This window comes from Amycolatopsis sp. CA-126428 (assembly GCF_002904335.1).
GTDB lineage: Bacteria > Actinomycetota > Actinomycetes > Mycobacteriales > Pseudonocardiaceae > Amycolatopsis.
Genome location: NZ_PPHF01000077.1, coordinates 1 through 25372, shown reverse-complemented (window position 1 = coordinate 25372; position 25372 = coordinate 1). Strand labels below are relative to the sequence as shown.

Sequence of the window (25372 nt, the reverse complement as noted above, 5' to 3'; positions counted from 1 at the left end):
GCGGGGACAGGATTTGAACCTGCGACCTCTGGGTTATGAGCCCAGCGAGCTACCGAGCTGCTCCACCCCGCGTCGTGACACCTACCCTACGCCCTCGTTTCGCGGGGGTGCAAAGCAGGTGCCGCTTGGGTAACCGATGTCACCCTCCGGGCTGCGTGCTGGGCGGCGCGGTGCTGGTGCCGGGGGCTGCGGTCTTGGCTGCTTCGTAGGCGCGCGCGGCCGCGTCGAGGGCGGCGAGGGCGGCGCCTTGGTCGGTGAAGTTGCCGGATTGCTGGGCGGCCTTGAGTTTGGCGATGGCCGACTGGATGTCGGCGACGGCCCGGTCGAGGGCCGCGTTGCCGCCGCCGGTGTTGGGGGGTGTCGTGGTCGGGGTGGTGGGTGTCGTCGGCGAGGTCGGCTGCCCGGCTTGGGGTGGCGTGGTGGTGGCTTCGCCGGTGCCGGCGCCGAAGACCTGGTCGAGGGCTTCCTGCAGGGTGGCGCCGTAGCCGACCTTGGGTCCGTAGGAAACGAGGACGCGGGCCAGCTGCGGGTAGCTGTTCTGGTTGCGCTGCCGGATGTAGACGGGTTCGACGTAGAGGAAGCCGTCGGCGACCGGGAGCGTGATCAGGTTGCCGTAGATGGGAGTGACGTTGGGGTTGTTGAACAAGGTGCGGTCTTGGGCGACGCGGGAGTCGCTCTGGAACCGGTTCTGGACCTGGACCGGGCCGTCGACCTGGGTGGCTCCGGTGGCCGCGCTGGGTAGCTGGAGGACGCGGATCTTGCCGTAGTCGGCGGGGTCGGAGGACACCGACATCCACGACGCGAGGTACTGGCGCTGGAGACCGGTCAGCGAGCTGGTCAGCTGGAACGTCGGCTTGGTCTGGCCCGGGGTGTCGGCGAGGACGTAGTAGCCGGGCTGGTTGGCCGCGCCGGCCGCGGCCGGGTTCGAGCCGCCTTCGGCGGTCGGGTCCTGCGGGACGCTCCAGAACGCCTGCTGCGAGTAGAACTCCTGCGGGTTGCTGACGTGGTAGCGCGACAGCAGTTCACGCTGGATCTTGAAGAGGTCCTCGGGGTAGCGGAAGTGGGCGCGCAGGTCCGGGGAGATCTCGGCGCTGGGCTTCACGAGTCCGGGGAAGACCTTCTCCCAGGCGTTGAGGACCGGCTCCTTGTCGTCGATCGAGTAGAGCTTCACGCTGCCATTGAAGGCGTCGACGGTGGCCTTGACGGAGTTGCGGATGTAGTTGATGGAGCTGTTGGCCTGGCGGGCGACGCCGTTGAGGGAGTCGTTCGTGGCCGCGCCGAGCTGGGTCTGCTGGGCGTACGGGAAGTTGTTGAGGGTGGTGTAGCCGTCGATGATCCACTGGATCTTGCCGTCGACGACCGCCGGGTACGGGTCGCCGTCGAGGGTCAGCCACGGCGCGATCTTGCTGACGCGGTCGCGCGGGTCGCGGTTGTACATGATCTTGGAGTTGTCGCCGATGGCGTCGGAGAACAGGATGTTCCGTTCGCCGTACTCGGCGGCGAAGGCGAGGCGGTTGAACCAGTTGTCGATCGGGACACCGCCGGCGCCCGTGTACTTGTAGCGGTCGGTGGCGGTGTCGTACTCGCCGGGCGCGTTGCCGGTGGTGCCGCCGACGATGGCGTAGTCGGATTCCGCGGCGGACAGCTCGCCGTAGTAGATGCGCGGTTCCTTGACCTCGATGCCGGGCTGGCCCGGGGCCGACGAGCCGGCTCCCGACGGGTTCTGCGTGTCGCTGGTCGTGGCGATCGGGTAGCCGCCGTCGGAGTTGGCGTCCTTGACCGCGCGGTCGATCGTGTTGGCCGGCGCGACGACGAAGCCGTTGCCGTGGGTGTAGACGAGGTGCTTGTTGATCCAGCTGGTCTGGTTGCCGGTGAGGCCCTCGGTCTTGATCTCCTTGGCGGCGACGATGTAGTCCTGCGCCACGCCGCCGACGGTGTAGCGGTCGATGTCCAGCTTGGCCGGGAAGCCGTAGAAGTTCTCGCGGCCGACGCGCTGGGTGAAGGTGTCGGAGAGGATGTTCGGGTCGAGCAGCCGGATGTTCGACATCGTCCCGTTGTCGGACTTGATCTGCTCCGGGGTGGCGTCCGACTTGCCGGTGTAGGGCTGGTACTGGACTTCGGTGAGGCCGTAGGCGCGGCGGGTGGCGTCCATGTTGCGCTGGATGGACGTCGCTTCCCTCTCGTTCGCGTTCGGCTTCACCGAGAACTGGTCGAGGACGGCGGGCCAGGCGACGCCGACGAGGATGCTGGACAGGATCAGCAGCACCAGGGCGATGGCCGGCAGCTGCAGGTTGCGCAGGAAGGCGCCGGCGAAGAACGCGATCGCGCAGATCACCGAGATGCACAGCAGGATCAGCTTGGCGGGCAGCACCGCGTTGAGGTCGGTGTAGGTGGCGCCGACGAACAGCGGCATCCCGCGGTCGGACAGCAGCAGGTTGTACCGGTCGAAGAAGTACTCGACCGCCTTCAGCAGCACGAAGAGCCCGACGGTGATGGCGAGCTGGGCGCGGGTCGGGCCGGCGAGCTGGCCGCCCTTGCCGGCCAGGCGGATCCCGCCGAAGACGTAGTGGGAGATCAGGGCGCCGAAGAAGGAGATGACGACCACGATGAACAGCCAGCCGAGCAGCCAGTTGATGAACGGCAGGTCGAAGGCGTAGAAGCCGACGTCGTTGCCGAACTCGGGATCGGTCTGGCCGAACGAGGTGCCGTTGAGGAACAGCTGCACGACCTGCCAGTCGCTCTGGGCGGACAGGCCGGCGATGAGGCCGGTGAGCACCGGGATGCCGACACCGAAGAGGCGGATGCGGGCGACGATCGCCGAGCGGTAGCGCGCCAGCGGGTCGTCGGCGCCGGAGATCGGCACGAACACCGGGCGGCTCCGGTAGGCGATCATCAGGCTGACCGCCAGCGCCCCGCCGACGACCAGGCCGACGGCGAAGAACAGGATGATCCGGGTCACCACCTGGGTGGTGAACACCTCTCGCGCGCCGACTTCGCCGAACCACAGCCAGTCGACGTACGTGTCGAGGAGACGGGCCCCGAGCAACAGCGCCAGCACGATCACCGCGGCGATGATGAGGAGGATCCGGCTCCGCCGGGACAGCTTCGGCAGGCTCACCGGGGGCCGAGTCGCCACGGCACACGCTCCTGTCTTCGTCAATACTCGAGCAGGGGCGCGTGCGCCCCCTGATTCCCTAACTCTACGGATGCCCGGTGAAGTTCCCGGGACCCGCCCAAACCGGACTCGCGACATCGGCGCGCCGGCCGACCTGACACGATGTGCGCATGGCAGTGAACGAAGCGCGACAGGCCGGCGTGGCCGCGCTCGCCCGTGAGATCGAGGAGTTCGTGGCCGCGGGCGGCTGGGACCAGCCGCCGCAGCTGTTCGCGCTGGTGCCGACGGCGGCGCTGCTGGACGAGCAGCCGGAGCTGGCCGGCCAGCTCGACCGGGCGAACCCGCTGACGCCGGTGGCGCAGGAAGCGCTGCCGGAGGGCGATCTGGCCGAGGCGCTGGGCCGGATCGCGTGGCCGGACCTCGTGATCGGGTGCGCGCTGGCCCAGGAGATCATCGTGCTGCCGCCGGGCTCGGAGTCGGAGCTGCCGGACGTCGCCGAGGCGGACGCCGAGAGCCTCCGCCGCGCGGCCGCCGACCACCCGCAGCGCACGGAGGCCCGCTTGGTGGCGGCCGTCCTGCGCGACGGGGAGGGCGCCTGCGTGATGCGGCTGCGCGGGATCGGCACGGCCGAGGGCACGGACGAAGCGATGGACGAGATCGTGGAAAGTCCCGACCTGGCCCCGAACCTGCTCGAAGCGTTGAAGGCCACGCTGCTGCCCTAGCAGGCGGCCGTCGGGCGTCCCGCCTTCAGGTTGGCGAGCTGGGTGAGCGCGTCGTCCAGTGTGGACACCTTGATGAGGTTGAGGCCGTCGGGCGCGGCGGTCTTGGCCTCGGCGCAGTTGTGCTCGGGCACCAGGAAGTCGGTGGCGCCGGCTTCACGAGCGCCGACGACCTTGAACGAGATCCCCCCGATCGGGTCGACCTCGCCGGTCTCGGTGATCTCGCCGGTGCCGGCGATGTGCCGGCCGCCCGCGAGGTCGCCGGACTGCAGGCGGTCGATGATGGCGAGGGTGAACATCAGCCCGGCCGACGGGCCGCCGACGTCCTGCAGGGAGATGTTGACGGTGAACGGCGCGTCGGCGCGGTCGACCGCGGTGAGGCCGATGAAGCCCTCCTTGCGGTCGGGGCGCGCGGCGAGGGTGAGCGGCACGGTCCGTTCGGGCTGGCCGTCCGACTGGAAGGTGATCTGGACGGTCTGGCCGGGCAGGGTGCCGGCGAGCGCGGCCCGCACGTCGGCGGCCTCGACGACCTTCTTGCCGTTGACGGTGATCAGCTTGTCGCCGGGCGAGAGCACGTGGTCGGCCGGGCTGCCGGAGACGATCTGCTTCGCCAGCACCTTGATCGGGTAGCCCAGCTTGCGCAGGGCGGCGACCTGGGCGTTCGTCTGCGAGTCCTGCAGCTGCTGGATGTTCTCCTGCTTGACCTGCTCGTTCGTTTCGCCCGGCTTGAAGTACTCCTCGCGCGGGGCGAGCGCGAACCGCCCGCTCGCCCAGAAACCGAGGCCCTGGAACAAGGTGACGCCGTCGTGCAGGGAGACGGTCGTCATCCGCAGCTCGCCGGTGGTCGGGTGGGTCTCGTGCCCGGTGACCTGGATGACCGGGTTGCCCGCCGCGTCGCGACCCAGCGTGTCATAGGTCGGGCCCGGGCTGATGGCGACGAACGGCACCGGCACGACCGAGCCGAGCACCACGAAGATCAGGAACAGCGAGCCGCTGACCACCAGAGTCCAGCCGCGCCGGGTCATCCGGCGGGCCTCGCCGGCCGGCTCCGGCGCCGGTTCCGGGGCGCTCTTCGCGGGGGCGGTCTCCTCGGAGGACTTGGTCACGACCGACAGCGTACGGTGACCGCGTTCGCTTCCCGGTGAAGGCCACGCACATGGGTCCGGTTGACCCCCTCGGTGGCCGCCGACCCGCGTACGGTGGACACATGAGCAAACCCCCGTTCGGCTTCGGACCTTCCGATCCCGACAAACGAGGAGAGAACGACCCCTCGGAAGGCGGGCAGCAGTCCGGCGCCGAGGCCTTCAACCAGCTCGGGCAGATGCTGAGCCAGCTGGGCCAGATGCTCAGCCAGGCCGGCACCTCCAGCGGGCCGGTGAACTACGACCTCGCCAAGCAGATCGCCCTGCAGACCCTCGGCAGCGAGGGCAACACCGGCGAGAGCAAGCTCGGCTTCCGCGGCGGCGACGACGCGAACGCCGCGGTCCGCGACGCCGCCCACCTGGCCGAGCTGTGGCTCGACGCGGCGACGGTGTACCCGGCCGGCGCGACGTCGACGGTCGCCTGGTCGCCGCGCTCCTGGGTGGAGAAGACGCTCCCGACGTGGCAGCGGCTGTGCGACCCGGTGGCCCGGCAGGTCTCGGGCGCCTGGATGGAGGCGCTGCCGGAGGAGGCCAAGCAGGCCGCGGGCCCGCTGCTGCAGATGATGGGGCAGATGGGCGGGATGGCCTTCGGCTCCCAGCTCGGCAACGCGCTGGCCCAGCTGGCCTCGGAGATGCTGACCTCGACGGAGATCGGGCTCCCCCTGGCCCCGGCCGGCACGTCGGCCCTGCTCCCGGCGAACATCGAGAAGTTCGCCGAGGGCTTGGAGCTGCCGAACAGCGAGATCCTGGTCTTCCTGGCCGCCCGCGAGGCGGCGCACCAGCGCCTGTTCACGCACGTGCCCTGGTTGCGGCAGCGCCTGCTGGCGACGGTCGAAGAGTTCGCCCACGGCATTTCGGTGGACACGTCGGCCCTGGAGTCCCTGGCCGGCCAGATCGACCCGGCGAACCCGGCGAGCATCGAAGAGGCGATGTCCTCGGGTCTGCTGGAGCCCCAGACGACGGAGGAGCAGAAGGCGGCGCTGAGGCGCTTGGAGACGCTGCTGGCGCTGGTCGAAGGCTGGGTCGACGTGGTGGTGGCCGAAGCGGTGGGCGACCGCCTCCCGGGAGCGGACGCCCTGCGCGAGACGCTGCGCCGCCGCCGCGCGACGGGCGGCCCGGCCGAGCAGACGTTCGCCACCCTGGTCGGCCTGGAGCTGCGCCCCCGCCGCATGCGGGACGCCTCCAACCTGTGGAAGCTGGTGGGCGACCGCCACGGCACGGAGAAGCGCGACAGCCTCTGGTCCCACCCGGACCTGATGCCGACGGCCGAGGACCTGGACGAGCCGATCGACTTCGCGGACCGAGTGGGTTCGGCGGGCTCGATCGACGACCTGGACCCAATGGCCGAGCTGGAGCGCACGGAGCAGGCCGAGCGGTCGGAGCGCGCGGAGCAGGCCGGACGCGCCGAACGCGCCGAGCGTTCGGAGCAGGAGAAGGAAGAGCCGCCGTCGGACGAGGACGGCAAGCAGTCCTGAGCTGAGTCCGGGAAGGCCGGTGCCCCGCCGCCCAAGCGCGATGGCGGGTCACCGGCCTTCTGCTGTCCGGTTCTGCTGTCCTCTGCCGCTGTTCAGCAGCGCTCGATCGCAACTCACCGCGCCACCCTCGGCGCACCGGTCGCCACCCACCGAGCGGCCACCACCGCCTGCCACTCCTCCGGCACCCCGGCCGCCACCCTCCCACCCGCCTCTCCCCGGCCCACCAGCGCGGCCGGAACGAGCAGCCGGGGCAACCCACCGAAGGCGGATCACCCCGGCCACCCTCACCCGCTCAGTCCTCGGTGGAGATCCCCCACCCGGCGGCGGCCGACAACCCCTCCAGGTACCCGATCGCCCGTTCCGTCTTCGGGTACCGCTGCACCAGCGCCCAGAAAGCCGCGTCGTGTCCCGGCTCCCGCAGGTGCGCCAGCTCGTGCACCAGCACGTAGTCCAGGACCCACGGAGGCACCTTCCGCAGCCGTTCGCTGACCCGGATGGTCGCGTCGACCGGCGTGCAGGACGCCCACCGCGTGCGCATCGGCGGCACCCAGCGGACGCTCGCCGGCACCGCGGTGCCGCCCAGGTACTTGCCCGACAGCAGCGCGCAGCGCGCCAGCAGGGCTTCGTCCGACGTCTTCGGGGACGCCGGCCGACGTGGTTCCGAGCGCTGCAGTTTGCGCTCCATCTCGGCGACCCAGTGTTTCTCCTCCGCCCTGGTCATCCGCGCGGGGATGAGCACGACGAGCGTGTCGTCGTTCCAATACGCGGTGACCGTCCGGTGCCGGCGCTGGCTGCGCCGCACTTCGACCTTGTGTCCGGGTGTGTCCGACGGGGGGTTCGTGTCCCCCCGGCTCCTCAGTGAGGGCATTCGTGCTTCGACCACCCGACAACGGTAAGGCCAGGCACCGACAACTCCGAGCGCCTTGAGGTCACAGACCCGAGTTGTCCACAGGGGGTTCCACTTGTGGACAACTCGGCCGTTCCGGCTCCTTCCGAGGCCTCCCGGTCGCCGCCGGGTGCGATCCTGCGGACATGATCCTCGACACCGCGGACATGCCACCGGTCCTCCTGCCGGCCCACCCTGCCCTGCTCCCGGGCCTCACCGTGCTCGAACGCGGTCCCCGGGAGATCCAGATCGGCCTCGACCCGCGCCACGGCGTGATCGTCGAAAACCTCTCCCCGTACCTGGCCGCGAAGCTGCGCGCCCTCGACGGCAGCAAGTCCGTCGAGCGGCTTCTGCTCGCCGAGAGCGAACACCGCGACCAGCTGCGGACACTGCTGCGGCAGCTGACCGCGCTCGGCCTGGTCACCGACGCCGGCCGGCCCGACGGCCCGGGCTTCCGCGGCGAGCCCGGCCTCTGGTCGCTGCGCGCCCGGCACCACCAGCCGGCCATGGCCGACCGGCGGCGCGCGGCCGCGGTCTCGGTGCACGGCGACGGCCGGGTGGCGGTGGCGGCCGCCGTGCTGCTGGCCAACGCCGGCATCGGGCACGTCGAGCCGCAGGTGTCCGGCACGGTGACCGAGCACGACCTCGGCTCCGGCTTCACGGCCGCGGACCTGGGCCGATCCCGGCGGGAGGCCCTCGCCGACCTGCTCCGCCGGGTCGATCCCGAGGTCCGGGTCACCCGCCTGCACGACCGGTACCCGGACCTGGCGCTGCTCACCGACGCCGTCGTGCCGGCTCCCGAGCTCGTCGCCGAGCTGATGGGCGACGGCGTGCCCCACCTGGCGGCGCGCGTCCGCGACGGCACGGGCATCGTCGGCCCCCTGGTCGTGCCGGGCCGCAGTTCGTGCCTGCGCTGCGCCGACCTGCACCGCACGGACCTCGACCCGTGCTGGCCGCGCGTCGCCGGGCAGCTCGCCGGCCGGCACCAGCGGCCCGACCTCGGCGCGGTCCAGTCCTGCGCATCGCTGGCCGTGGCCCAGGCGATGCGGTTGCTCTCCCCGAGCGCGCCGGCCCCGCCGACGTGGAACGCGACCCTCGAGATCGACGCCTTCGACGGCCGCATCCGCCACCGGGGCTGGCCGCCGCACCCGCGGTGCCGGTGCGGCGCCCAGGAGGTGATCCTGGAGACGTAGCCCACGAAGACGCCGCTCGCAGGCTGCGCGCCGCCGTCGCCGCAGGGCAGAATCGCCGTTGTGACCGACTTCCGCGACCCAGCCGATCGTGACACCGCGATGCCGCGCAAGGGTGCCGCCCGTACCGCCAAGCTCGCCAGTCTCCCGCTCGGCATCGCCGGCCGGGCGGTCGGCGGCTGGGGCAAGAGGCTCGCGGGCCAGAGCGCGGAACAGGTGAACGCGACGCTGTCGGCGAAGGCCGCCGAGCAGCTGTTCGAGGTGCTCGGCACGCTCAAGGGCGGGGCGATGAAGTTCGGCCAGGCGCTGAGCGTTTTCGAGGCGGCGGTGCCGGACGACATGGCGAAGCCGTACCGCGAAGCGCTGACGAAGCTGCAGGCCGCCGCGCCGCCGATGTCGGTCCGGCAGACCCACCGGGTGCTCGCCGAGCAGCTGGGCCGCACCTGGGCCAGCCGGTTCGCCTCGTTCGACGACGAACCGGCGGCGGCCGCGAGCATCGGTCAGGTGCACCGGGCGGTCTGGCACGACGGCCGCGCGGTCGCGGTCAAGGTGCAGTACCCGGGCGCCGACGAGGCCCTGCGCAGCGACCTGCGGCAGCTGCAGCGGTTCAGCCGCCTGTTCCAGGCGTTCGTGCCGGGCACCGAGGTCAAGCCACTGCTGGCCGAGCTCGCGGAGCGGATGAACGAGGAGCTCGACTACCAGGCCGAGGCCCAGCACCAGCGCGCCTTCGCGAAGGCGTTCGACGGCGATCCCGGCATCCTGGTCCCGCGGGTGGTGGCCAGCGCGCCGAAGGTCGTCGTGACGGAATGGGTGAGCGGCACGCCGTTGTCGAAGGTGATCGCGGACGGCGACCGCGAGACGCGAAACCTCGCGGGCCGGCTGCTGGCGGAGTTCCACTACTCGTCGCCGGAGCGCGTCCACCTGCTGCACTCGGACCCGCACCCGGGCAACTTCATGATCACCGAGGACGACAGGCTGGTCGTCATCGACTTCGGCGGTGTCGCGCGGCTGCCCGAAGGCATCCCCCGCCACCTGGGCGAGATGACGCGGCTGGCGCTCGACGGCGAGTCCGCCGAGCTGATGCGCCTGCTGCGGGAGAACCGGTTCATCCGGCCGGACAGCGACCTCACCGCGGACGAGGTGCTCTCCTACCTCGCGCCGTTCACCGAGCCGCTGGCGGCGCCGACGTTCCACTTCACCCGCCGCTGGATGCAGAAGCAGGCCGGGCGGGTGGGCGACAGCCGCGGCAACGACTTCCGCGTCGGACGCTCGCTCAACCTGCCGCCCGAGTACCTGATGATCCACCGGGTCACGGCGGGGTCGACGGGCATCCTCTGCCAGCTCGACGCGGAGATCCCGGCCCGCGGCATCGTGGAGCGCTGGCAGCCGGGGTTCGCCGCCTGAGTTGTCCACAGGCGGGGCCCCGAACGGAGGGATTCCGCCGAGTTGTCCACAGCTGGGACGGACGGGGTTCCACCCGGTTGGCCGAGCCGCCATGCTCGGAACATGGCTGCTACTCAATGCACTGACCCGCTCGCCCTCAGTGAACCCGATGGCTGCGAGGTGATGAACCTCGAACAGCTGCGCCGGGCCGGGGTGTCGGACCGAAGAACCCGGCGGCTCTGCGGCCCGGGAGGGCCGTGGCGCCGCCTGCACCCCGGTGTCGTCCTGCTGCGCAACACGGCCCCGACGCGGCAGCACCTGCTGCACGCCGCGCTGGTGCGCTACGGGCCCGGGGTGGTGATCACCGGGGCCGATGCCCTGCAGGCCCACGGCGTGAAGTGCCCGGTGGAGGGCGAGATCCACCTGCTGGTGCCCGGCCACTGCCGGGTGGTGGCCGGCGAGGGGGTCCGCCTGACGCGCACGGCCCGGTTACCGGACCCGGTCAAGGTCGACGGCCTTCCGTTCGCCCCGCCGGCGAGGGCGACGCTGGACATGGCGCGGTCCGCATCCGACCCGGCTCGCGTGCGGCACCTGCTGACGTTGCCGCTCTACTGGGGCCTGTGCGAGCGGCCGGAGCTGCTGGCGGAGCTCGAGTCGGGCCCCCAGCGCGGCACGGCGGTGGTCCGCAAAGTGCTGCGGGAACTGGACGAGGGGCCGATCCAGGCGCACGGCCTGGCCGCCCGCGTCCTGGACCTGGTGCCCCTCCCGCCGCCGAGCTGGGACCAGACGATCTGCGACCGCCGCGGCCGCCGCATCGGCGCGGCGGACGCCTGGTGGGACGAGTTCGGCCTGGCCTGGCAGTACCGCTGCACCCCGGGCCCGGGAGGCGGCTTCAGTCACCTGGCGCTGGCGGCGACGGGCATCGTCCTGGTCCGCTGCACGGTCAGGCAGCTGCGCCAGGTCCCGCGAGAGGTGGCGCAGGAGCTGGCCAGGGCCTTCGGCGAAGCGTCCCGCACGCCTCGCCCCAAGGTCCGCGCGGTTCCGCAGACGCTCGTCGGAGACGCGGCCTGATGACCGCCGTCATGTTCGGGAGGGCGAAGTGATCACCAATACTCGTCGGGCAGCTTGCCTTCGATGTCCCGCACGTGCTGCCGCGCGCAGTCCGGGCACAGCCACCGCAGCGTTCCCCGCTCGCGGGTGGAAACCCAGGCGAGCGCCGTAGCCGGATCGTCGCCGGCGGTGCGAGTCCGGCCGCAGCGCGTGCACGCGACCGGTTCAGGCGCGGTCACCGCAGCCGTCCACAGTGGATCGCCTTGGCGCCGAGCAGGTAGAGGTCGTCCCGCCGGCCGAGGAAGTCCGGGCTCCGCGGGTCGGTCAAGGTGGCGGCCGCGGCCCGGTCGTCGGCGTCGAGCCACTCCCCGGCCGATTCCGCGAGCCACCCGACGCGGTGCACCACGTACTCACGAAGGAGGTCCGAGCACGGCATCGGGTGGTCGATGAGCGCACCGAACGACTCGACGTCCTCGAGGCCGGCTTCGCGAAGCGCGCGCGGCCAGCCGTAGGGCAGGGCGACGCTGCCCGGAATCCCGGCGCGCATCCGCTCGAACCACGAGGCCCGGGCGGCCAGCAGCCGATGCTCCAGCCCGGGGCGCCCGACCCCCAGCTCCCACGGGAGGCACCGCATCTCAAGGCCGCCCTCGGAGATGGCCAGCACCCCACCCGGCCGCAGCAGGCCGGCAAGGGCGCGCAGCGCGGCCTGCTGATCGCCGACGTGGTGCACGACGCCGGACGCCCACACGAGGTCGGCGGCGGGCACGGCCAGCGCGGGATCGGTGAGGTCCCCGAGCAGGCTGACGACCTCGACGGACTCCCCGGCCACCTCGGCAACGGCCCGTTCGGCCTCGACGAGCAGCGCCGGCGTGGCATCGAAGAGCACAACGGTGCCCCCACCGCGCCGACCGAGTTCACGCGCGAACAGCACGCTCATCCCCCCGGCCCCACACCCGACATCGACCACGGTCGGCCGCTCCCCCACCGACTCGACCAGCCGCCGGGCATCGGGGGCGAGCGCCTCGGCATCGAGCGAGTCGGCCATGCGAAGCTGGGCCAGCCGATCCGCCCAGTCGATGTCGCCGTGGGTGTGTCCGGACATCACCCCATTCAACACCAGCGGCCCCCACCCCGAGCGCCCCGAAAGGAGGCCACCCGAAGGAGGCCCCGAGAACCCCGAACGCCAACGGCGGGCCTCAACCGCGCACGGCCGCGGCACAATCCGCCCGCGCACACCCAGCGGCACCAACCCGACCGCACGCCGCCACGACACAACCGCCCTCCGCAGCAGCAACCGCGCACGCCAGCGGCACCCACCCCACCACGCACCGCCACAACACAACCGCGCCGAGCGAGCGCGACCACGCCACCGGGCCACGCGCCAAATCACCGAAGCGCAAAAGCCCCCACCGCCCGCGGACGGGCGGCAGGGGCCTGCGCTCAGTCCTGGTCCTGGTACCGCTCCGCCCGGCGAGCGGCCCAGCGGGCTACTCGCGTCCATCGGCGGGCGGCACGCGCGCCACCTCGGGCCCGCTGGGCGCGGACCCCCTCCTCCAGGTCCCGTATTCGGGCTCTGGACAGTTCTTCGTAAAGCAACATCTCGCTGATCTCCTCGATCTCGGTCTTCGTCAGCTGCAGCTCTTCGCTGCGGGGGTGGGCTTCGTAATCCCTCGTGGTGACCGGTTCGACGCTCATGCGGCAGCGCTCCGGTGGTCGCCGCCGGCCTTGGCGGCGACGGGCTCGACAGCTGCGTTCTTGCGCGGACGGCCTCGGGGCCGCTTGCGCGCGATGACCGCACCGCGCTCGAAGATCTCGCCGCCCCAAACGCCCCACGGCTCGCGACGGGCCAGGGCGCCGGCCAGGCAGGCCTCGCGGACCGGGCAGTCGGCGCACTGGGCCTTGGCGCGCTCGAGCTCGGCCGGGGACTCCGCGAACCACAGGTCCGCGTCGCCCGAACGGCAGGGCAGCGCTACGTCGGGGACGGCGATCGGGTCGAGCAGGTCGGCGAATATTGCCTCACCCGAGGTGTAGGCGACGGCCGAAGACATGGTGGTTCCTCCTTGTGTCGTACGGGATTTCGAGTGAGTGCTGGAGCTGGGCAACGCTGTTCCTCTTGGGTTGTGCAGCCAAAAAGCACGAAGGCCGCGGATCCGGTATCCCGGTTCCGCGGCCTTCGTGAGCCTCGTGTCCTGACTAGGTCAGGAACTTCGCTCCCGTATCGACAACGGAACACGGAACTGCTTGATGGTCGGCAGATCAGCCTGCGGGTACGCGGCGAGAACGCCCTGCGTCCCGAAGACGACGACACCGGTGGCCCAACGACGCGAGACGCGCCGCATGCCACGGATCCCGTGAGCGCTCACGGGCACAGTGCTGGTGAACACACCGGTGCCCGGGCGCTGAGCAGCCGCAACTTCCGCGGCGCAGGACAGACGGGTGCCCGGGTTCGTGAGCGTCAGGTTGATGGTCATTTCACCGGCACCTCCTTCTGTACTCTGCACACGTGGCCGCCGAGCGGCACGTCTTGAGTTGACACTGCTCGTAGATCCCCAGTCGAGCCCTTCGGGCTCGGTACTGGCAGGTTATTGCTCCGCACCACACCGAGGCAACTCAATTAACGGGAAAATCCTCGAAGATACGAAGATCGCCCCTGAGCAGCGGGTTCGCCGCGTCGATCATGGTCCGGACGCGGTCAAGACCCCGTCGACGCCCGGACGACGCCGAGGATCTCCGCGCCGAAGCGTTCGAGCTTCGTCGCGCCGATGCCGGAGATCGACACCAGCGCCGCTTCGTCGGTCGGGCGCTGCTCGGCGATGGCCATCAGCGTCGCGTCCGTGAACACGACGAACGTCGGCACCTTGAGCTCGCGCGCCCGGTCGCTGCGCCACGTCTTCAGCCGCTCCAGCAGGCCCTCATCCACTGTGGACGGGCACCGCCCGCAGCGGCCCAGCTTGACGTCGATGGTCTCCAGCAGCGGCCCGCCGCAGACGCGGCAGCGCGTCTTGACCGGCGTCGCCGTCTTCTGCTGGGACCGCGCGACCCTGGCGGCCGGGTGGTCCTCCGGGACCAGGCCGTAGAGGAACCGGCTGCGCCGCCGGTTGCGCCGGCCGCCCGGCGTGCGGGCCAGCGCCCAGGACAGCCACAGGTGCTCGCGGGCCCGGGTGACGCCGACGTAGAAGAGCCGCCGCTCCTCCTCGATCGCCGCTTCGTCGTCGCCGGCGTGGAGGATCGGCATCGTGCCCTCGGCGAGGCCGACGAGGAACACCGCGTCCCACTCCAGGCCCTTCGCCGCGTGCAGCGACGCCAGCGTGACGCCCTCGACCGTCGGCGGGTGCTGGGCCGCGGCGCGCTGGTCGAGCTCGGCGCAGAAGCGCGGCAGGTCCGCGTCCGCGACCGTCGCGGCGAGCTCTTCGGCCAGTTCGACGATCGCCAGGAGTGCGTCCCAGCGTTCCTTCGCCGCGCCACCGGTGGGCGGGGACTCGGTCAGGCCGACCCGCGCGAGCACCGAACGCACCGTCGTGACCAGGTCGGAGCTACCGTCGCCGCTCGCCACCCGCAGCGCGGACATCGCCTGCCGGACCTCCGTCCGGTTGAAGAACCGCTCGCCGCCGCGGACCAGGTACGGGACGCCGGCTTCGGCCAGCGCCGACTCGTAGGCCTCGGACTGGGCGTTCACCCGGTAGAGGATCGCGATCTCGCTCGCCGAGACGCCGCCGTCGAGCAGCTCGCGCACCCGGCGCGCGACGGCTCCGGCCTCGACCGCCTCGTCGTCGAACTCGGCGAAGCGCGGCTCCGGCCCCGGCGGCCGCTGGCCGATCAGCTTCAGCCGCGAGCCCGCCGGCCGTCCCCGCGCCGCGCCGATCACCCGGTTGGCCAGCGCGACGACCTCGGGCGTCGACCGGTAGTCGCGCTCGAGGCGGACGACGGTGGCGTCCGGGTAGCGCCGGGTGAACTCCAGCAGCGGCCGCGGCGACGCGCCGCCGAAGGAGTAGATGGTCTGGTTGGCGTCGCCGACGACGGTCAGGTCGTCGCGCCCGCCGAGCCACGCGTCGAGCAGGCGCTGCTGCAGCGGGGTGACGTCCTGGTACTCGTCGACGACGAAGCAGCGGTAGCGCTCCCGGAACTCCTCGGCGACGGCGCCGTGCTCCTCGAGCACCGCGGTCGTGTGCAGCAGGAGGTCGTCGAAGTCGAGCACCTGCGCGGCGTTCTTCAGCTCTTCGTACGTCCGGTACACCTCGGCGACCTGCGCCGCCGGGGCCGGGATGTCGCGCTGGGCGCGCGCGGTGACGGCCGGGTAGTCGTCCGGGCTGATCAGCGACGCCTTCGCCCACTCGATCTCGCTCGCCAGGTCGCGCAGGACCTCGACCTCGGTCCCGAGCTTGGCCCGGTTCGCGGCCTGGCCGACGTACCGCAGCTTGTTCTCCAGCAGGTCCCACGGCCGGTCGCCGACCACGCGCGGCCAGAAGTACCGCAGCTGGCGGCGGGCGGCGGCGTGGAACGTCAGCGCCTGCGCCGCTTCGACGCCGAGGCCGCGCAGCCGCGTCCGCATCTCCCCCGCGGCCCGCGTCGTGAACGTGACGGCGAGGACCTGACCGGCGGAAACGTGCCCGGACCGGACGAGATGGGCGATCCGGTGGGTGATCGTGCGGGTCTTGCCCGTGCCGGCGCCGGCGAGCACGCAGACCGGCCCCCGGGGAGCACTGGCGGCGGCGCGCTGCTCGGGGTCGAGACCCTCGAGCAGACGGTTGATGCTCTTGGTGGAAAGTACGCCGGTCACGTCCGGCATCCTCGCAGAGGGGGACGGGGAAACGGGGCAGGGGCACGCGGCCGTATCCTGGTCATATGGCGGGCAAGCAGGACAAGGAAGCGGCCAAGCAGGCCAAGAAGGAGAAGCGCGCGGCGAGCAAGGCACGCCGTGGCCAGCTCTTCGAGGCCTTCAAGATGCAGCGCAAGGAAGACCCCTGGCTCATCCCGTGGATGGCCGGGGCGATCATTGTCGTCGCCGGGTTGGCGTTCGGGATCGGGTTCTTCTTCGGCGCGCAGTGGGTGCTGCTGCCGCTCGGCCTGGTGCTCGGCGCCCTGCTCGCCATGATCATCTTCGGCCGGCGCGTCCAGAAGACGGTCTACTCGAAGGCCGACGGCCAGCCCGGCGCCGCGGCGTGGGCGCTGGAGAACCTCCGCGGCAAGTGGAAGGTGACGCCGACCGTCGCGGCGACGACCCAGCTCGACGCCGTGCACCGCGTGCTCGGCGGCCCGGGCGTCGTGCTGGTCGCCGAAGGGGCGCCGCACCGCGTGAAGACCCTGCTCGCCCAGGAGAAGAAGCGCGTCTCCCGCCTGATCGGCGACACGCCGATCTACGACGTGACGATCGGCCACGAAGACGGCCAGCTCCCGCTGAAGAAGCTCCAGGGCTACCTGATGAAGCTGCCCCGCAACTTGAAGCCGGCCCAGGTCGACGCGCTCGAGGCGAAGCTGGCGGCGCTCGGCAACCGCGGCGCGGCGCTCCCCAAGGGCCCGATGCCGGCCGGCGCGAAGATGCGCAACGTCCAGCGGACGATCCGCCGCCGCTGACCCGCTTACGAGAAAGGCCCCCGTCCGAACCCGGACGGGGGCCTTTCTCGTGAGTGCGTCAGCGCATCCGGATGACGACGGTGCCGGTCAGCCGGTCGAGCCAGCTGCGGCCGTCGGCGTTGCGGACCGCCGCCGGGATGATCACGAACGTCAGCGCGGCCCGGACCAGCGCGCGCACCGGGCCGACCAGCGCGGCGCCGTCGAGGCGGGCGACGCGGATGCCGACGGCGGCCATCCCGGGGGTGAAGCCGAAGAACCCGGCCGAGATGACCGAGATGACCGCCCACACGCCGCCGGACCAGAGGTTGAACTGCTGCATCGCGGCCGGGTCACGCAGGCTGGGGTGCAGGAAGATGGCCGTGACCAGGGCCGCGACGACGAGGTCGACGATCAGCCCGAGCAGCCGCGCGCCCCCGCTCGCCGCCGAGCCGACGCCCAATTCGGGCAAACCGAACTTCTCGCCCGGCCACCGCGAGCCGTGCTGATCAGTGTCCTGACCGCCGTCGCCGGTGCCGGGCAGCCATTCACCGGTCCATCTCGCCACCCGTCTAGGGTATGCCGGTGGCGTGGAACACATCCGACCTGGTCGGATACCCGATATCGACCACCCGTTAACACCGGCGAAACATACGGGTGACGGTCGGGCAACACCGCACTTTTAGCGTGAGCCGAAGAGAGCACTGCCGTACGAGCTCGAACGAGAAGGAGTCACCGAGGGTGCCCACTACTCCAGACGACATCCAGCGCCTCATCGCTGACGAGGACGTCGAGGTCATCGACGTCCAGTTCTGCGACCTGCCCGGCGTGATGCAGCACTTCACGGTCCCCGCGAAGGCCTTCACCGATGAGGCCTACGAAGAGGGTCTCGCGTTCGACGGCTCCTCGGTGCGCGGCTTCCAGTCCATCCACGAGTCCGACATGCTGCTGCTGCCGGACGCGGCGACCGCGCGGATCGACCCGTTCCGCAAGGCGAAGACGCTCGCCCTCAACTTCTTCGTGCACGACCCGTTCACGCGTGAGGCGTACAGCCGCGACCCGCGCAACATCGCGCGCAAGGCCGAGCAGTACATCGCCGAGTACGGCGTCGCCGACAACGTCTACTTCGGTCCCGAAGCCGAGTTCTACATCTTCGACTCGATCCGCTTCGACTCCGCCGAGCACGCCTCCTTCCACGAGATCGACTCCGTCGAGGGCTGGTGGAACACGGGCGCCGACGAGGTCGGCGGCAACCAGGGCTACAAGACGAAGTTCAAGGGCGGCTACTTCCCGGTCCCGCCGGTCGACCACTTCGCCGACCTGCGCGACGACATCGTCCGCAACCTGCAGGGCTCCGGTTTCGAGATCGAGCGCGCGCACCACGAGGTGGGCACCGCCGGCCAGACCGAGATCAACTACAAGTTCAACACGCTGCTGCACGCCGCGGACGACCTGCAGCTGTTCAAGTACATCGTGAAGAACACGGTGTTCGCGGCGGGCAAGACGGCGACGTTCATGCCGAAGCCCCTTGCCGGCGACAACGGCTCGGGCATGCACTGCCACCAGTCGCTGTGGAAGGACGGCCAGCCGCTGTTCCACGACGAGTCGGGCTACGCCGGCCTGTCGGACACCGCGCGCCACTACATCGGCGGCCTGCTCAAGCACGCCCCGAGCCTGCTGGCCTTCACGAACCCGACGGTGAACTCCTACCACCGCCTGGTCCCGGGCTTCGAGGCGCCGGTTTCGCTGGTCTACTCGCAGCGCAACCGCTCGGCCTGCGTGCGCATCCCGATCACGGGCAACAACCCGAAGGCGAAGCGCGCGGAATTCCGCTGCCCGGACTCGTCGGGCAACCCGTACCTGGCCTTCTCGGCGATGATGATGGCCGGCCTCGACGGCATCCGGAACAAGATCGAGCCGCCGGAGCCGATCGACAAGGACCTCTACGAGCTCCCGCCCGAGGAGGCCAAGGACGTCAAGCTGGTCCCGGGCGACCTGGGCACGGTCCTCGACACGCTCGAGGCAGACCACGAGTACCTCCTCGAGGGCGGCGTGTTCACCCCGGACGTGATCGAGACGTGGATCTCGTACAAGCGCGAGAACGAGATCGACCCGCTGCGCCTGCGCCCGCACCCGTACGAGTTCTCCCTGTACTACGACGTGTGATCGGCGCGGGGCTTTGACCAGGGGTTTTACTGGTCAAGGCCCGGCCAGGCCGTACTGACGGCCCACCAGACACGGGACGGCGGTCGAGGGGAACACCCCGACCGTCGTCCCGTTCCTAATGTCACTCCGACGGCGACAGCAGCTTCAAGTCCGCTCCCGCCGCTTCAAAGCGGCCCCGCGGGTCGTCGACCAGCTTGCGGCGCTCCAGGTCCATCAGCCCCAGCGTGCAGGTGATCTCCGCGGCCGGCGTGCCGTCCAGCTTGATGATGTCCGAATTCATCCTGAACGTCTTGCCGCTGCCGAACTTGGCCTCGCACGTCACCTCGACCTCGTCGCCCGCGCGCAGCTCGCGGCGGAACACCACGTGCGTCTCCAGCAGCACCGCCGCCACGCCCGGCAGGCCCTTCAGCGCACCCGACGCTTCAAGAAGCTCCAGGCGGGAGACCTCGCCGTACGAGTGGTACACGGCGTGGTTGAGGTGGCCCAGGGTGTCCAGCTCGTAGTGCCGGACCTTGATCCGGGTCCGGAACGGCTCGCGATCGGTCACCGGCCCACTGTAGGTCAGGCCTCGTAGAACAGGTGCTCCACCACCGCGTGCGCCCGCCGGGTGATGCGGCGGTACGTGTCGAGGAACTCGCCCGGGTCGTCGCCCGCCGACTGGCCGAGGACGCGGGCCACCGCGGCCAGGTCGCGGCCCGAGCCCGGCACCTGGTCGACCGCCTTGCCGCGCACCAGCATCCCCGCGTTGCGCACCCGGGTCGCCAGCAGCCACGCCTCGGCCAGCGAGTCCGCCTCCGGCCGCTCGGCCAGGCCCGCTTCCGGCAACACCGCCAGCGCGTCGAGCGTCGACGTCGTCCGGAGCCCGGGAACCACGTGCGCGTGCTGGAGCTGCAGCAGCTGCACCGTCCACTCGACGTCGGCGAGGCCGCCGCGGCCGAGCTTCGTGTGCAGGGTCGCGTCGGCGCCGCGTGGCATCCGCTCCGTCTCGACGCGGGCCTTGATGCGGCGGATTTCCCGCGCCTGCGTGCTGTCCAGGCCGTTCTCCGGGTAGCGGATCGGGTCGATCATCGCGATGAACCGCTCACCCAGGTCGTCGTCGCCGGCGACGAACCGGGCCCGCAGCAGGGCCTGCGCCTCCCAGACCTCGCCCCACCGCGCGTAGTAAGCGCGGTACGACTCCAGCGTCCGGACCAGCGGCCCGCTCCGGCCCTCCGGCCGCAGGTCGGCGTCGACCTCCAGCGCCGGGTCCGAGCTCGGCGCGCCCAGCATCTTCCGGACGGTCTCCGCGACCGACGAAGCGAACTTGACGGCGTCGGCGTCCGAAACCCCTTCGGACGGCTCGCAGACGAAAAGCACGTCCGCGTCGGAGCCGTAGCCGAGTTCGGCGCCGCCGAGCCGGCCCATCCCGATGACGGCGATGCGCGCCGGCGTCCGGCCGAGTTCGGCCTGCCGCTGGCGGAACGCCGCGGCCAGCGCACCCTGCAGCACGGCCACCCAGACGCTCGAAAGCGCTTCGCAGACCGCGGGCACGTCGAGCAGCCCGAGCAGATCCGCGCAGGCGATGCGCAGGAGTTCGTGCCGCCGCAGCGAACGCGCGGCGCCGATGGCGGTCTTCAACCCGGGCTGACGCCGGACGGCGGCCCGCAGCGACGTCGCCACCTCGGCGGGCGTGCGGCCCAGCAGCCGGGCCGGGTCGCCGAGCAGCTGCAGCACCTCCGGCGCGCGGACCAGCAGGTCGGGCACCAGCCGCGACGTGCCCAGCAGGAAGGCCAGGTTCTCCACGACCGTGCCCTCGTCGCGCAGCACCCGCAGGTACCACGGGGTGTCCTCGAGCGCCTCGGACACCTTCCGGTACGACAGCAGGCCACCGTCGGGATCCGGCGTGTCGGCGAAGAGGTCGAGCAGCACCGGCAGCAGCGCCTGCTGGATCGCGGCGCGCCGCGAGACACCCGCGGTGAGGGTCTTGATGTGCTGGAGCGCGCCGTCGGGCGCGGTGTAGCCGAGCGCGGCCAGGCGGCTGGCGGCCTGCTTGGTGGTCAGCCGCAGCGCCTCGGCCGGCACGTTGGCGACGGACTGCAGCAGCGGCCGGTAGAAGATCTTCTCGTGCAGGCGGCGGATTCCCTTGCCGTGCCGCCGGAACTCCGCGAGCAGCGACTCGCCCTGGCTCTTGCCGCCGGCCGCCTTGATCCCGCTCGCCCGGGCGATGATGCGCAGCTCGGTGGTGTCCGACGACGCGGGGAACAGGTGCGTGCGGCGCATCCGCCGCAGCTGCAGCCGGTGCTCGATCATCCGCAGGAACTCGTACGACGCGCCCAGCTCGGCGGCGTCCTGACGACCGACGTAGCCGCCTTCGCCGAGGGCCGCGAGTGCGTCCATAGTGGACGGTGAGCGCAGGTCCGCGTCGACCCGGCCGTGCACGAGCTGCAGCAGCTGCACCGCGAATTCGACGTCACGCAGGCCACCGCGACCCAGCTTCAGCTCGCGTTCGGCGTGCTCGGACGGCACGTGGCCCTCGACCCGGCGCCGCATCTGCTGCACCTCGCCGACGAAATTGTCCCGGTCGGCCGCCGACCACACCAGCGGCGCCACCATCTCGGCGTACTGGCGGCCGAGCTCGGCGTCGCCCGCCACCGGACGCGCCTTGAGCAGCGCCTGGAACTCCCAGGTCTTGGCCCACTTCTGGTAGTAGCCGTGGTGGCCGTCCAGGGTGCGGACGAGCGCGCCGGCCTTGCCCTCGGGGCGCAGCGCCGCGTCGACCTCGAAGCACGCTTTGTCGACAACGCGCATCATCGTGCTCGCCAGCCGTGTCGCGAGGCCGAGGTCGCCGTCCCCGACGAAGATGACGTCGACGTCGCTGACGTAGTTGAGCTCCCGGCCGCCGCACTTGCCCATCGCGATGATCGACAGGGTGCCGTCGGCGGACGCGCCGGCTTCGGCCTCGGCAACGAGCAGCCCGGCGGCGAGTGCGGCTTCGGCGAGCTCGGTCAGCTGCGCCGCGACCTCGGCGTAGCTCGGGTGCTCGAGCCCGGCCTCGACGACGTGCCCGAGGTCGGCGGCGGCGATGCCGAGCAGCTGGCTGCGGTAGGCGACCTTGAGGGCGTGTTCGGCTTTGCGCCCGGTGAGCATCGAACCGTCCGCGGCCAGCAGCGCGGTGCGCAGGGCCTCGCGGTAGCAGGCGGAGTCGGTGCACTTGTCCCCGGTGAGCGAGCGCCACTGGTCCGGGTTGGCCGCGAGGAAGTCGGCGAGCGCGCTCGACGTCCCGAGCACGCTGAGGAAGCGGCCGCGGAACGTCCGGTGGGTGCGGAGCAGCTGTTCGAGCTCGGACCACTCGGCGGCGTCGGCCTCGCGGATCCGGTCCAGGCCGCGCAGCGCGAGGTCCGGGTCGGCGGTGCGGGACAACGCCGCGAGCACGTCGGCGGCCGGCTCGGCCGGGCCGGCGTCGGCCCACCAGCCGGCCGCGCGCAACTGACCCTCGGCACGGGCATCGGTGAAGCCGTACCTCGCCGCCGAAGCGGTCGTCCGCGCGCGGTCTGCCATCACCGACCACCGTAGCCGGGGAACCCGGCTCAGGCGGCGAGCCGGCCCGGCTCGGTTCCGGCGGGTGTCGGCTCGGGCACCTGGAAGCTGTGCGCGGTGACGGGGTGACGTCGCGAGAGGAGGTAGATGCCGAGGCCCACGCCGATCCCGACGACACCGACGGCGATCGTGCCCGCACTGCCCAGCGACGCGACCTTGCCGGAAATCGCGCCGACGATCGCGGCCGCGGGCAGGGTGAACAGCCAGGCGACGACCATCCGGCCGGCCATCCGCCAGCGGACCGGCGCGTCGCGGCGGCCGACGCCGGAGCCGATGATCCCCCCGGAGCAGACGTGCGTCGTCGACAGCGGGAAGCCCAGCCGCGACGAGACCAGGATGACCAGCGCCGAGCTCGTCTGCGCGGCGAAGCCCTGCGGGCCTTCGATGTCGGTCAGGCCCTTGCCGAGGGTGTGGGTGATGCGCCAGCCGCCGAGGTAGGTGCCGAGGGCGAGCGCGCACGCGGCGCTGATGATCACCCAGACGGGTGGCGACGCGCCCGCCGGGAGGCTGCCGGCGGTGACGAGCGTGAGCGTGATGACGCCCATCGTCTTCTGCGCGTCGTTGGTGCCGTGCGCGAGCGAGACCAGGGACGCCGAGACGATCTGGCCGACCTTGAACCCGCGCGTGGCCGGGCGGCCCCGCACCAGGAAGCGGTAGACCAGGTAGGTGGCGCCCATCGCGACGAGGCCGGCGATGACCGGGCTGGCCGCGGCGGGGACGAGGACCTTCTCGACGATCTTTCCGAAGTGGACCGAGTCGGCGCCCGCGGAGATCCAGGTGGCGCCGATCAGGCCGCCGAACAACGCGTGCGACGAACTCGACGGGAGGCCGACGAACCACGTCACGAGGTTCCAGACGATGGCGCCGATCAGGCCGCCGAAGACGATCGCCGGGCCGATCCTCGTGTCGTCCACCAGGCCGCTGGAGATCGTCTTGGCGACCTCCACCGACAGGAACGCGCCGACCAGGTTCAGCACCGCGGAGATCGCGACGGCCACGCGGGGCTTGAGCGCCCCGGTGGCGATCGACGTCGCCATCGAGTTCGCGGTGTCGTGGAACCCGTTCGTGAAATCGAAAATGAGGGCCGTGACGACGACGACCACGACCAGCAACGAGGGTTGCACCCCGACCTCCGCACCCTTGTGGGGACTTCTCCCGCAAGGTACCTGACGGGTACATCTGGCGTTAACACGACGTTGCTGGTTGTGACCTCTGTCGTTAAGCCAGCGGTAACGTGCGTTGACTCGCCACCGCGGGCGCGAGTTCTCCGGCGGCCAGCTTGACGAACCTGTGCGCGAAGGGGCGCCAGGTTTCGTCGATGTCGGCGTGCACGGTGACCAGCGCTTCGTGCTCGAGCGAACCGGGCCGGGCGAATTCGGCTTCTTCGGGGCATTCCGCGGCCCAGCTCTCGACGACCTCGGGCGTCGTCTCGATGTGGAACTGGACACCGTAGACACACCGCCCGAGCCGGTAGGCCTGGTGCGCGTAGCGCGGCGAGGATGCGAGCAGTTCGGCGCCGGGTGGGAGCCGGGTGATGGCGTCGGTGTGGAACTGGAGGACGTCCTGCACGAGCGGCAGGTCCGCGAACAGCGGGTCGGTCCACGCCGCGTCCTTCTTGCTGACGAGGTGCGGGCCGACCTCCGGCCCATCGGGAGCGACCTCGACGCGGCCACCGGTCGCGACGGCCAGCAGCTGCGCGCCGAGGCAGATCCCGAGCGTGGGTAGGTTCTTCGCCGCCGCCTTGGACAACAGCCGCCGGACGTCGGTGAGCCACGGGTGCTTGGCGTCGTCTTCGGCGGCCATGCCGCCGCCGAGGCAGACGACGGCCTGGTAGCCGTCGAGCTCGGGAAGGCGCTGCTCCGGCAGCAGGCGGACGTCGAGTTCCGCGCCGGCCTCGGTCAGCCAGTCGCCGAGGGGGCCCAGCGGGTCCGACGCGTCCGGCTGGATGATCAGGATTCGGGTCACGCTGTCCAGGGTAGGTCAGCAGGCGCAGCGGATTCCTCCGGCTTTGCCGCCTTCGACTTTGTCGGTTTCGACGTTGTCGGTTTCGACGTTGTCTCCTTCGACCGGGTAGCCGGCGGCGATCCAGCCGGTGATGCCGCCGGAGAGCCGTTTGACCTTGAAGCCGAGTTCGGCGAGCTTGAGCGCGCCCTTCGTGGCGGCGTTGCAGACGGTGCTTTCGCAGTAGCAGACGTAGACGAGGTCCCGGTCGAGGTGTTTCGTGTTTTCCGCCGTCAGGTCCCGGTAGGACAGGTTGATCGCGCCGGGGATGCGGGCGTGCGCGAAGGCTTCCGGCGCCCGCGTCTCGACGATGAGGTAGCCATCGGTGCGTCCGGCTTCGAGGTCCTGGACGAGATCGTCGGGATCGACCTCGAAGCCGAGTTCGGCCCCGAAGTACTCGACGGCGGCCTCCGGTGCCGCGGCGGGGAAGGCGAGCGTGCGTGTCATGAGGTAAATCCTGCTGGTGTTTCGACCTTCGAGACAGGGCAGAATCGGCGTCGAAGCCCTTGCCGGCCGGGAATTTCCCCGTTCTGGCCCTGCGAACCCGGGAGAGTTGCGGTGGACCACCTCGACGACGTCGACTGGCGCCTGCTGGAGCTTCTGCAGGCGGACGGCCGCCTGAGTTTCACGGAGCTGGGACGCCGGGTATCGCTGTCCGGCTCGGCGGTGACGGAGCGCGTCCGCCGCCTCGAGGAGCGCGGAGTGATCACGGGTTACGCGGCGAGCGTCGACACGACAAAGCTGGGGCTGCCGATCGAGGCATTGGTGCGGGCCCGGGTCCGGAGTCTGGACACACCCCGGTTCCGGACGGCGGTGCTGCCGTTGCCGCAGGTGGTCGCGGCGGACCACGTGACGGGTGAGGAGTGCTGGGTCCTGCGGGTGCTGTGCCGGGATACGGCGGAGCTGGAGGAGCTGGTCGAGAAGGTGCAGCGGTACGGCGAGACGACGACATCGCTGGTGTTGTCGTCGCCGTTGAGGAGGCGGCCGCCGGCTCGGCCGGGGGCGAGGTGAGGCATCACGCGTGATCCGGGCGGCTTCATGCGTGACTGGAGGGGCATCACGTGTGATTGGGGGGTCGACTCGCGTGTCTGGAGGGTCGACTCGCGTACCCAGAGGGTCGGC

At 71.3% G+C, this 25372-nt stretch carries 23 protein-coding genes; 8 read left to right on the top strand and 15 right to left on the bottom strand.

Annotation, left to right across the window (positions count from 1 at the left end; all coding sequences use genetic code 11):
* Nucleotides 1–139: 139 nt before the first annotated feature.
* The gene (locus C2L58_RS22120; RefSeq protein ID WP_103339530.1) at nucleotides 140–3136 is read right to left on the bottom strand and encodes a UPF0182 family protein; all 2997 of its coding nucleotides are present in this window, start codon (nucleotides 3134–3136) and stop codon (nucleotides 140–142) included.
* Between the two features lie 149 nt (nucleotides 3137–3285).
* On the opposite strand from C2L58_RS22120, the gene C2L58_RS22115 reads away from it, so the two are divergent.
* Complete coding sequence (locus C2L58_RS22115; protein ID WP_103339529.1) at nucleotides 3286–3837, top strand: PPA1309 family protein; 552 nt, start codon at nucleotides 3286–3288, stop codon at nucleotides 3835–3837.
* Here C2L58_RS22115 and C2L58_RS22110 read toward each other — a convergent pair.
* The gene (locus C2L58_RS22110; RefSeq protein WP_199191376.1) at nucleotides 3834–4838 is read right to left on the bottom strand and encodes a YlbL family protein; all 1005 of its coding nucleotides are present in this window, start codon (nucleotides 4836–4838) and stop codon (nucleotides 3834–3836) included. The two genes, C2L58_RS22115 and C2L58_RS22110, sit on opposite strands and share 4 nt — an antisense overlap.
* Before the next feature lie 203 nt (nucleotides 4839–5041).
* On the opposite strand from C2L58_RS22110, the gene C2L58_RS22105 reads away from it, so the two are divergent.
* The gene (locus C2L58_RS22105; protein WP_199191373.1) at nucleotides 5042–6451 is read left to right on the top strand and encodes a zinc-dependent metalloprotease; all 1410 of its coding nucleotides are present in this window, start codon (nucleotides 5042–5044) and stop codon (nucleotides 6449–6451) included.
* 292 nt (nucleotides 6452–6743) lie between these two features.
* Here C2L58_RS22105 and C2L58_RS22100 read toward each other — a convergent pair whose 3' ends face one another.
* On the bottom strand, nucleotides 6744–7253 hold the full coding sequence (locus C2L58_RS22100; RefSeq protein WP_013223146.1) for a M48 metallopeptidase family protein: 510 nt from the start codon (nucleotides 7251–7253) through the stop codon (nucleotides 6744–6746).
* Between the two features lie 230 nt (nucleotides 7254–7483).
* Here C2L58_RS22100 and C2L58_RS22095 point away from each other — a divergent pair, with 230 nt between their 5' ends.
* The 3 genes from C2L58_RS22095 to C2L58_RS22085 all read left to right on the top strand — a co-directional run bounded on the left by C2L58_RS22095 (nucleotide 7484) and on the right by C2L58_RS22085 (nucleotide 10981).
* Complete coding sequence (locus tag C2L58_RS22095) at nucleotides 7484–8530, top strand: ThiF family adenylyltransferase (protein ID WP_103339526.1); 1047 nt, start codon at nucleotides 7484–7486, stop codon at nucleotides 8528–8530.
* A 60-nt stretch (nucleotides 8531–8590) separates the two neighbouring features.
* Nucleotides 8591–9931, top strand: a complete 1341-nt coding sequence (locus C2L58_RS22090) for an ABC1 kinase family protein (protein ID WP_103339525.1) — start codon at nucleotides 8591–8593, stop codon at nucleotides 9929–9931.
* Between the two features lie 162 nt (nucleotides 9932–10093).
* Nucleotides 10094–10981 carry a hypothetical protein gene (locus tag C2L58_RS22085; RefSeq protein ID WP_103339524.1) on the top strand — a complete coding sequence of 296 codons (888 nt, stop codon included), beginning with the start codon at nucleotides 10094–10096 and terminating at the stop codon, nucleotides 10979–10981.
* Nucleotides 10982–11013: 32 nt separating this feature from the next.
* On the opposite strand, the gene C2L58_RS22080 is transcribed toward C2L58_RS22085, so the two are convergent.
* The 6 genes from C2L58_RS22080 to C2L58_RS22055 all read right to left on the bottom strand — a co-directional run bounded on the left by C2L58_RS22080 (nucleotide 11014) and on the right by C2L58_RS22055 (nucleotide 15746).
* The gene (locus tag C2L58_RS22080; protein ID WP_103339523.1) at nucleotides 11014–11199 is read right to left on the bottom strand and encodes a hypothetical protein; all 186 of its coding nucleotides are present in this window, start codon (nucleotides 11197–11199) and stop codon (nucleotides 11014–11016) included.
* Entirely contained in the window at nucleotides 11196–12062 is an 867-nt protein-coding gene (locus C2L58_RS22075; RefSeq protein WP_199191372.1) for a class I SAM-dependent methyltransferase, read from the bottom strand. Before C2L58_RS22075 ends, C2L58_RS22080 begins: the two co-directional genes overlap by 4 nt.
* 338 nt (nucleotides 12063–12400) lie before the next feature.
* Nucleotides 12401–12655, bottom strand: coding sequence for a hypothetical protein (locus tag C2L58_RS22070; protein WP_103339521.1), 255 nt, complete (start codon nucleotides 12653–12655; stop codon nucleotides 12401–12403).
* Nucleotides 12652–13008 carry a WhiB family transcriptional regulator gene (locus tag C2L58_RS22065; protein ID WP_103339520.1) on the bottom strand — a complete coding sequence of 119 codons (357 nt, stop codon included), beginning with the start codon at nucleotides 13006–13008 and terminating at the stop codon, nucleotides 12652–12654. The genes C2L58_RS22070 and C2L58_RS22065 overlap by 4 nt, the downstream gene beginning before the upstream one ends.
* A 150-nt stretch (nucleotides 13009–13158) precedes the next feature.
* On the bottom strand, nucleotides 13159–13431 hold the full coding sequence (locus C2L58_RS22060) for a hypothetical protein (protein ID WP_103339519.1): 273 nt from the start codon (nucleotides 13429–13431) through the stop codon (nucleotides 13159–13161).
* 221 nt (nucleotides 13432–13652) lie between these two features.
* Nucleotides 13653–15746 carry an ATP-dependent DNA helicase UvrD2 gene (locus C2L58_RS22055; RefSeq protein ID WP_199191371.1) on the bottom strand — a complete coding sequence of 698 codons (2094 nt, stop codon included), beginning with the start codon at nucleotides 15744–15746 and terminating at the stop codon, nucleotides 13653–13655.
* 56 nt (nucleotides 15747–15802) lie between these two features.
* On the opposite strand from C2L58_RS22055, the gene C2L58_RS22050 reads away from it, so the two are divergent.
* Nucleotides 15803–16531, top strand: coding sequence for a DUF4191 domain-containing protein (locus C2L58_RS22050; protein ID WP_103339517.1), 729 nt, complete (start codon nucleotides 15803–15805; stop codon nucleotides 16529–16531).
* Nucleotides 16532–16589: 58 nt separating this feature from the next.
* Here C2L58_RS22050 and C2L58_RS22045 read toward each other — a convergent pair whose 3' ends face one another.
* The gene (locus tag C2L58_RS22045; RefSeq protein WP_103339532.1) at nucleotides 16590–16979 is read right to left on the bottom strand and encodes an RDD family protein; all 390 of its coding nucleotides are present in this window, start codon (nucleotides 16977–16979) and stop codon (nucleotides 16590–16592) included.
* 269 nt (nucleotides 16980–17248) lie between these two features.
* Here C2L58_RS22045 and glnA point away from each other — a divergent pair, with 269 nt between their 5' ends.
* Nucleotides 17249–18673 carry a type I glutamate--ammonia ligase gene (glnA, locus tag C2L58_RS22040; protein WP_103339516.1) on the top strand — a complete coding sequence of 475 codons (1425 nt, stop codon included), beginning with the start codon at nucleotides 17249–17251 and terminating at the stop codon, nucleotides 18671–18673.
* A 121-nt stretch (nucleotides 18674–18794) separates the two neighbouring features.
* Here glnA and C2L58_RS22035 read toward each other — a convergent pair whose 3' ends face one another.
* The 5 genes from C2L58_RS22035 to C2L58_RS22015 form a co-directional block, all read right to left on the bottom strand.
* Nucleotides 18795–19220, bottom strand: a complete 426-nt coding sequence (locus C2L58_RS22035) for an acyl-CoA thioesterase (RefSeq protein WP_103339515.1) — start codon at nucleotides 19218–19220, stop codon at nucleotides 18795–18797.
* 14 nt (nucleotides 19221–19234) lie between these two features.
* The gene (locus C2L58_RS22030; protein WP_199191370.1) at nucleotides 19235–22210 is read right to left on the bottom strand and encodes a bifunctional [glutamine synthetase] adenylyltransferase/[glutamine synthetase]-adenylyl-L-tyrosine phosphorylase; all 2976 of its coding nucleotides are present in this window, start codon (nucleotides 22208–22210) and stop codon (nucleotides 19235–19237) included.
* Between the two features lie 29 nt (nucleotides 22211–22239).
* A complete protein-coding gene (locus C2L58_RS22025; protein ID WP_199191369.1) occupies nucleotides 22240–23373 on the bottom strand; it encodes an inorganic phosphate transporter in 1134 nt (377 codons plus the stop codon).
* Nucleotides 23374–23467: 94 nt separating this feature from the next.
* Complete coding sequence (locus tag C2L58_RS22020; RefSeq protein WP_103339513.1) at nucleotides 23468–24214, bottom strand: type 1 glutamine amidotransferase; 747 nt, start codon at nucleotides 24212–24214, stop codon at nucleotides 23468–23470.
* Between the two features lie 15 nt (nucleotides 24215–24229).
* Nucleotides 24230–24697, bottom strand: coding sequence for a rhodanese-like domain-containing protein (locus C2L58_RS22015; protein ID WP_103339512.1), 468 nt, complete (start codon nucleotides 24695–24697; stop codon nucleotides 24230–24232).
* Nucleotides 24698–24808: 111 nt separating this feature from the next.
* Between C2L58_RS22015 and C2L58_RS22010 the strand changes: the two genes are divergently transcribed.
* The gene (locus C2L58_RS22010; RefSeq protein ID WP_103339511.1) at nucleotides 24809–25261 is read left to right on the top strand and encodes an Lrp/AsnC family transcriptional regulator; all 453 of its coding nucleotides are present in this window, start codon (nucleotides 24809–24811) and stop codon (nucleotides 25259–25261) included.
* The last annotated feature ends 111 nt before the right edge of the window (nucleotides 25262–25372 follow it).

Excerpts from the sequence above, each read along its gene's own strand:
- C2L58_RS22115 (WP_103339529.1), top strand. The coding sequence starts at position 3,286 with ATGGCAGTGAACGAAGCGCGACAGGCCGGCGTGGCCGCGCTCGCCCGT.
- C2L58_RS22105 (WP_199191373.1), top strand. The coding sequence starts at position 5,042 with ATGAGCAAACCCCCGTTCGGCTTCGGACCTTCCGATCCCGACAAACGA.
- C2L58_RS22095 (WP_103339526.1), top strand. The coding sequence starts at position 7,484 with ATGATCCTCGACACCGCGGACATGCCACCGGTCCTCCTGCCGGCCCAC.
- C2L58_RS22085 (WP_103339524.1), top strand. The coding sequence starts at position 10,094 with ATGAACCTCGAACAGCTGCGCCGGGCCGGGGTGTCGGACCGAAGAACC.
- C2L58_RS22075 (WP_199191372.1), bottom strand. The coding sequence starts at position 12,062 with ATGTCCGGACACACCCACGGCGACATCGACTGGGCGGATCGGCTGGCC.
- C2L58_RS22070 (WP_103339521.1), bottom strand. The coding sequence starts at position 12,655 with ATGAGCGTCGAACCGGTCACCACGAGGGATTACGAAGCCCACCCCCGC.
- C2L58_RS22065 (WP_103339520.1), bottom strand. The coding sequence starts at position 13,008 with ATGTCTTCGGCCGTCGCCTACACCTCGGGTGAGGCAATATTCGCCGAC.
- C2L58_RS22060 (WP_103339519.1), bottom strand. The coding sequence starts at position 13,431 with ATGACCATCAACCTGACGCTCACGAACCCGGGCACCCGTCTGTCCTGC.
- C2L58_RS22055 (WP_199191371.1), bottom strand. The coding sequence starts at position 15,746 with ATGCCGGACGTGACCGGCGTACTTTCCACCAAGAGCATCAACCGTCTG.
- C2L58_RS22050 (WP_103339517.1), top strand. The coding sequence starts at position 15,803 with ATGGCGGGCAAGCAGGACAAGGAAGCGGCCAAGCAGGCCAAGAAGGAG.
- C2L58_RS22030 (WP_199191370.1), bottom strand. The coding sequence starts at position 22,210 with ATGGCAGACCGCGCGCGGACGACCGCTTCGGCGGCGAGGTACGGCTTC.
- C2L58_RS22015 (WP_103339512.1), bottom strand. The coding sequence starts at position 24,697 with ATGACACGCACGCTCGCCTTCCCCGCCGCGGCACCGGAGGCCGCCGTC.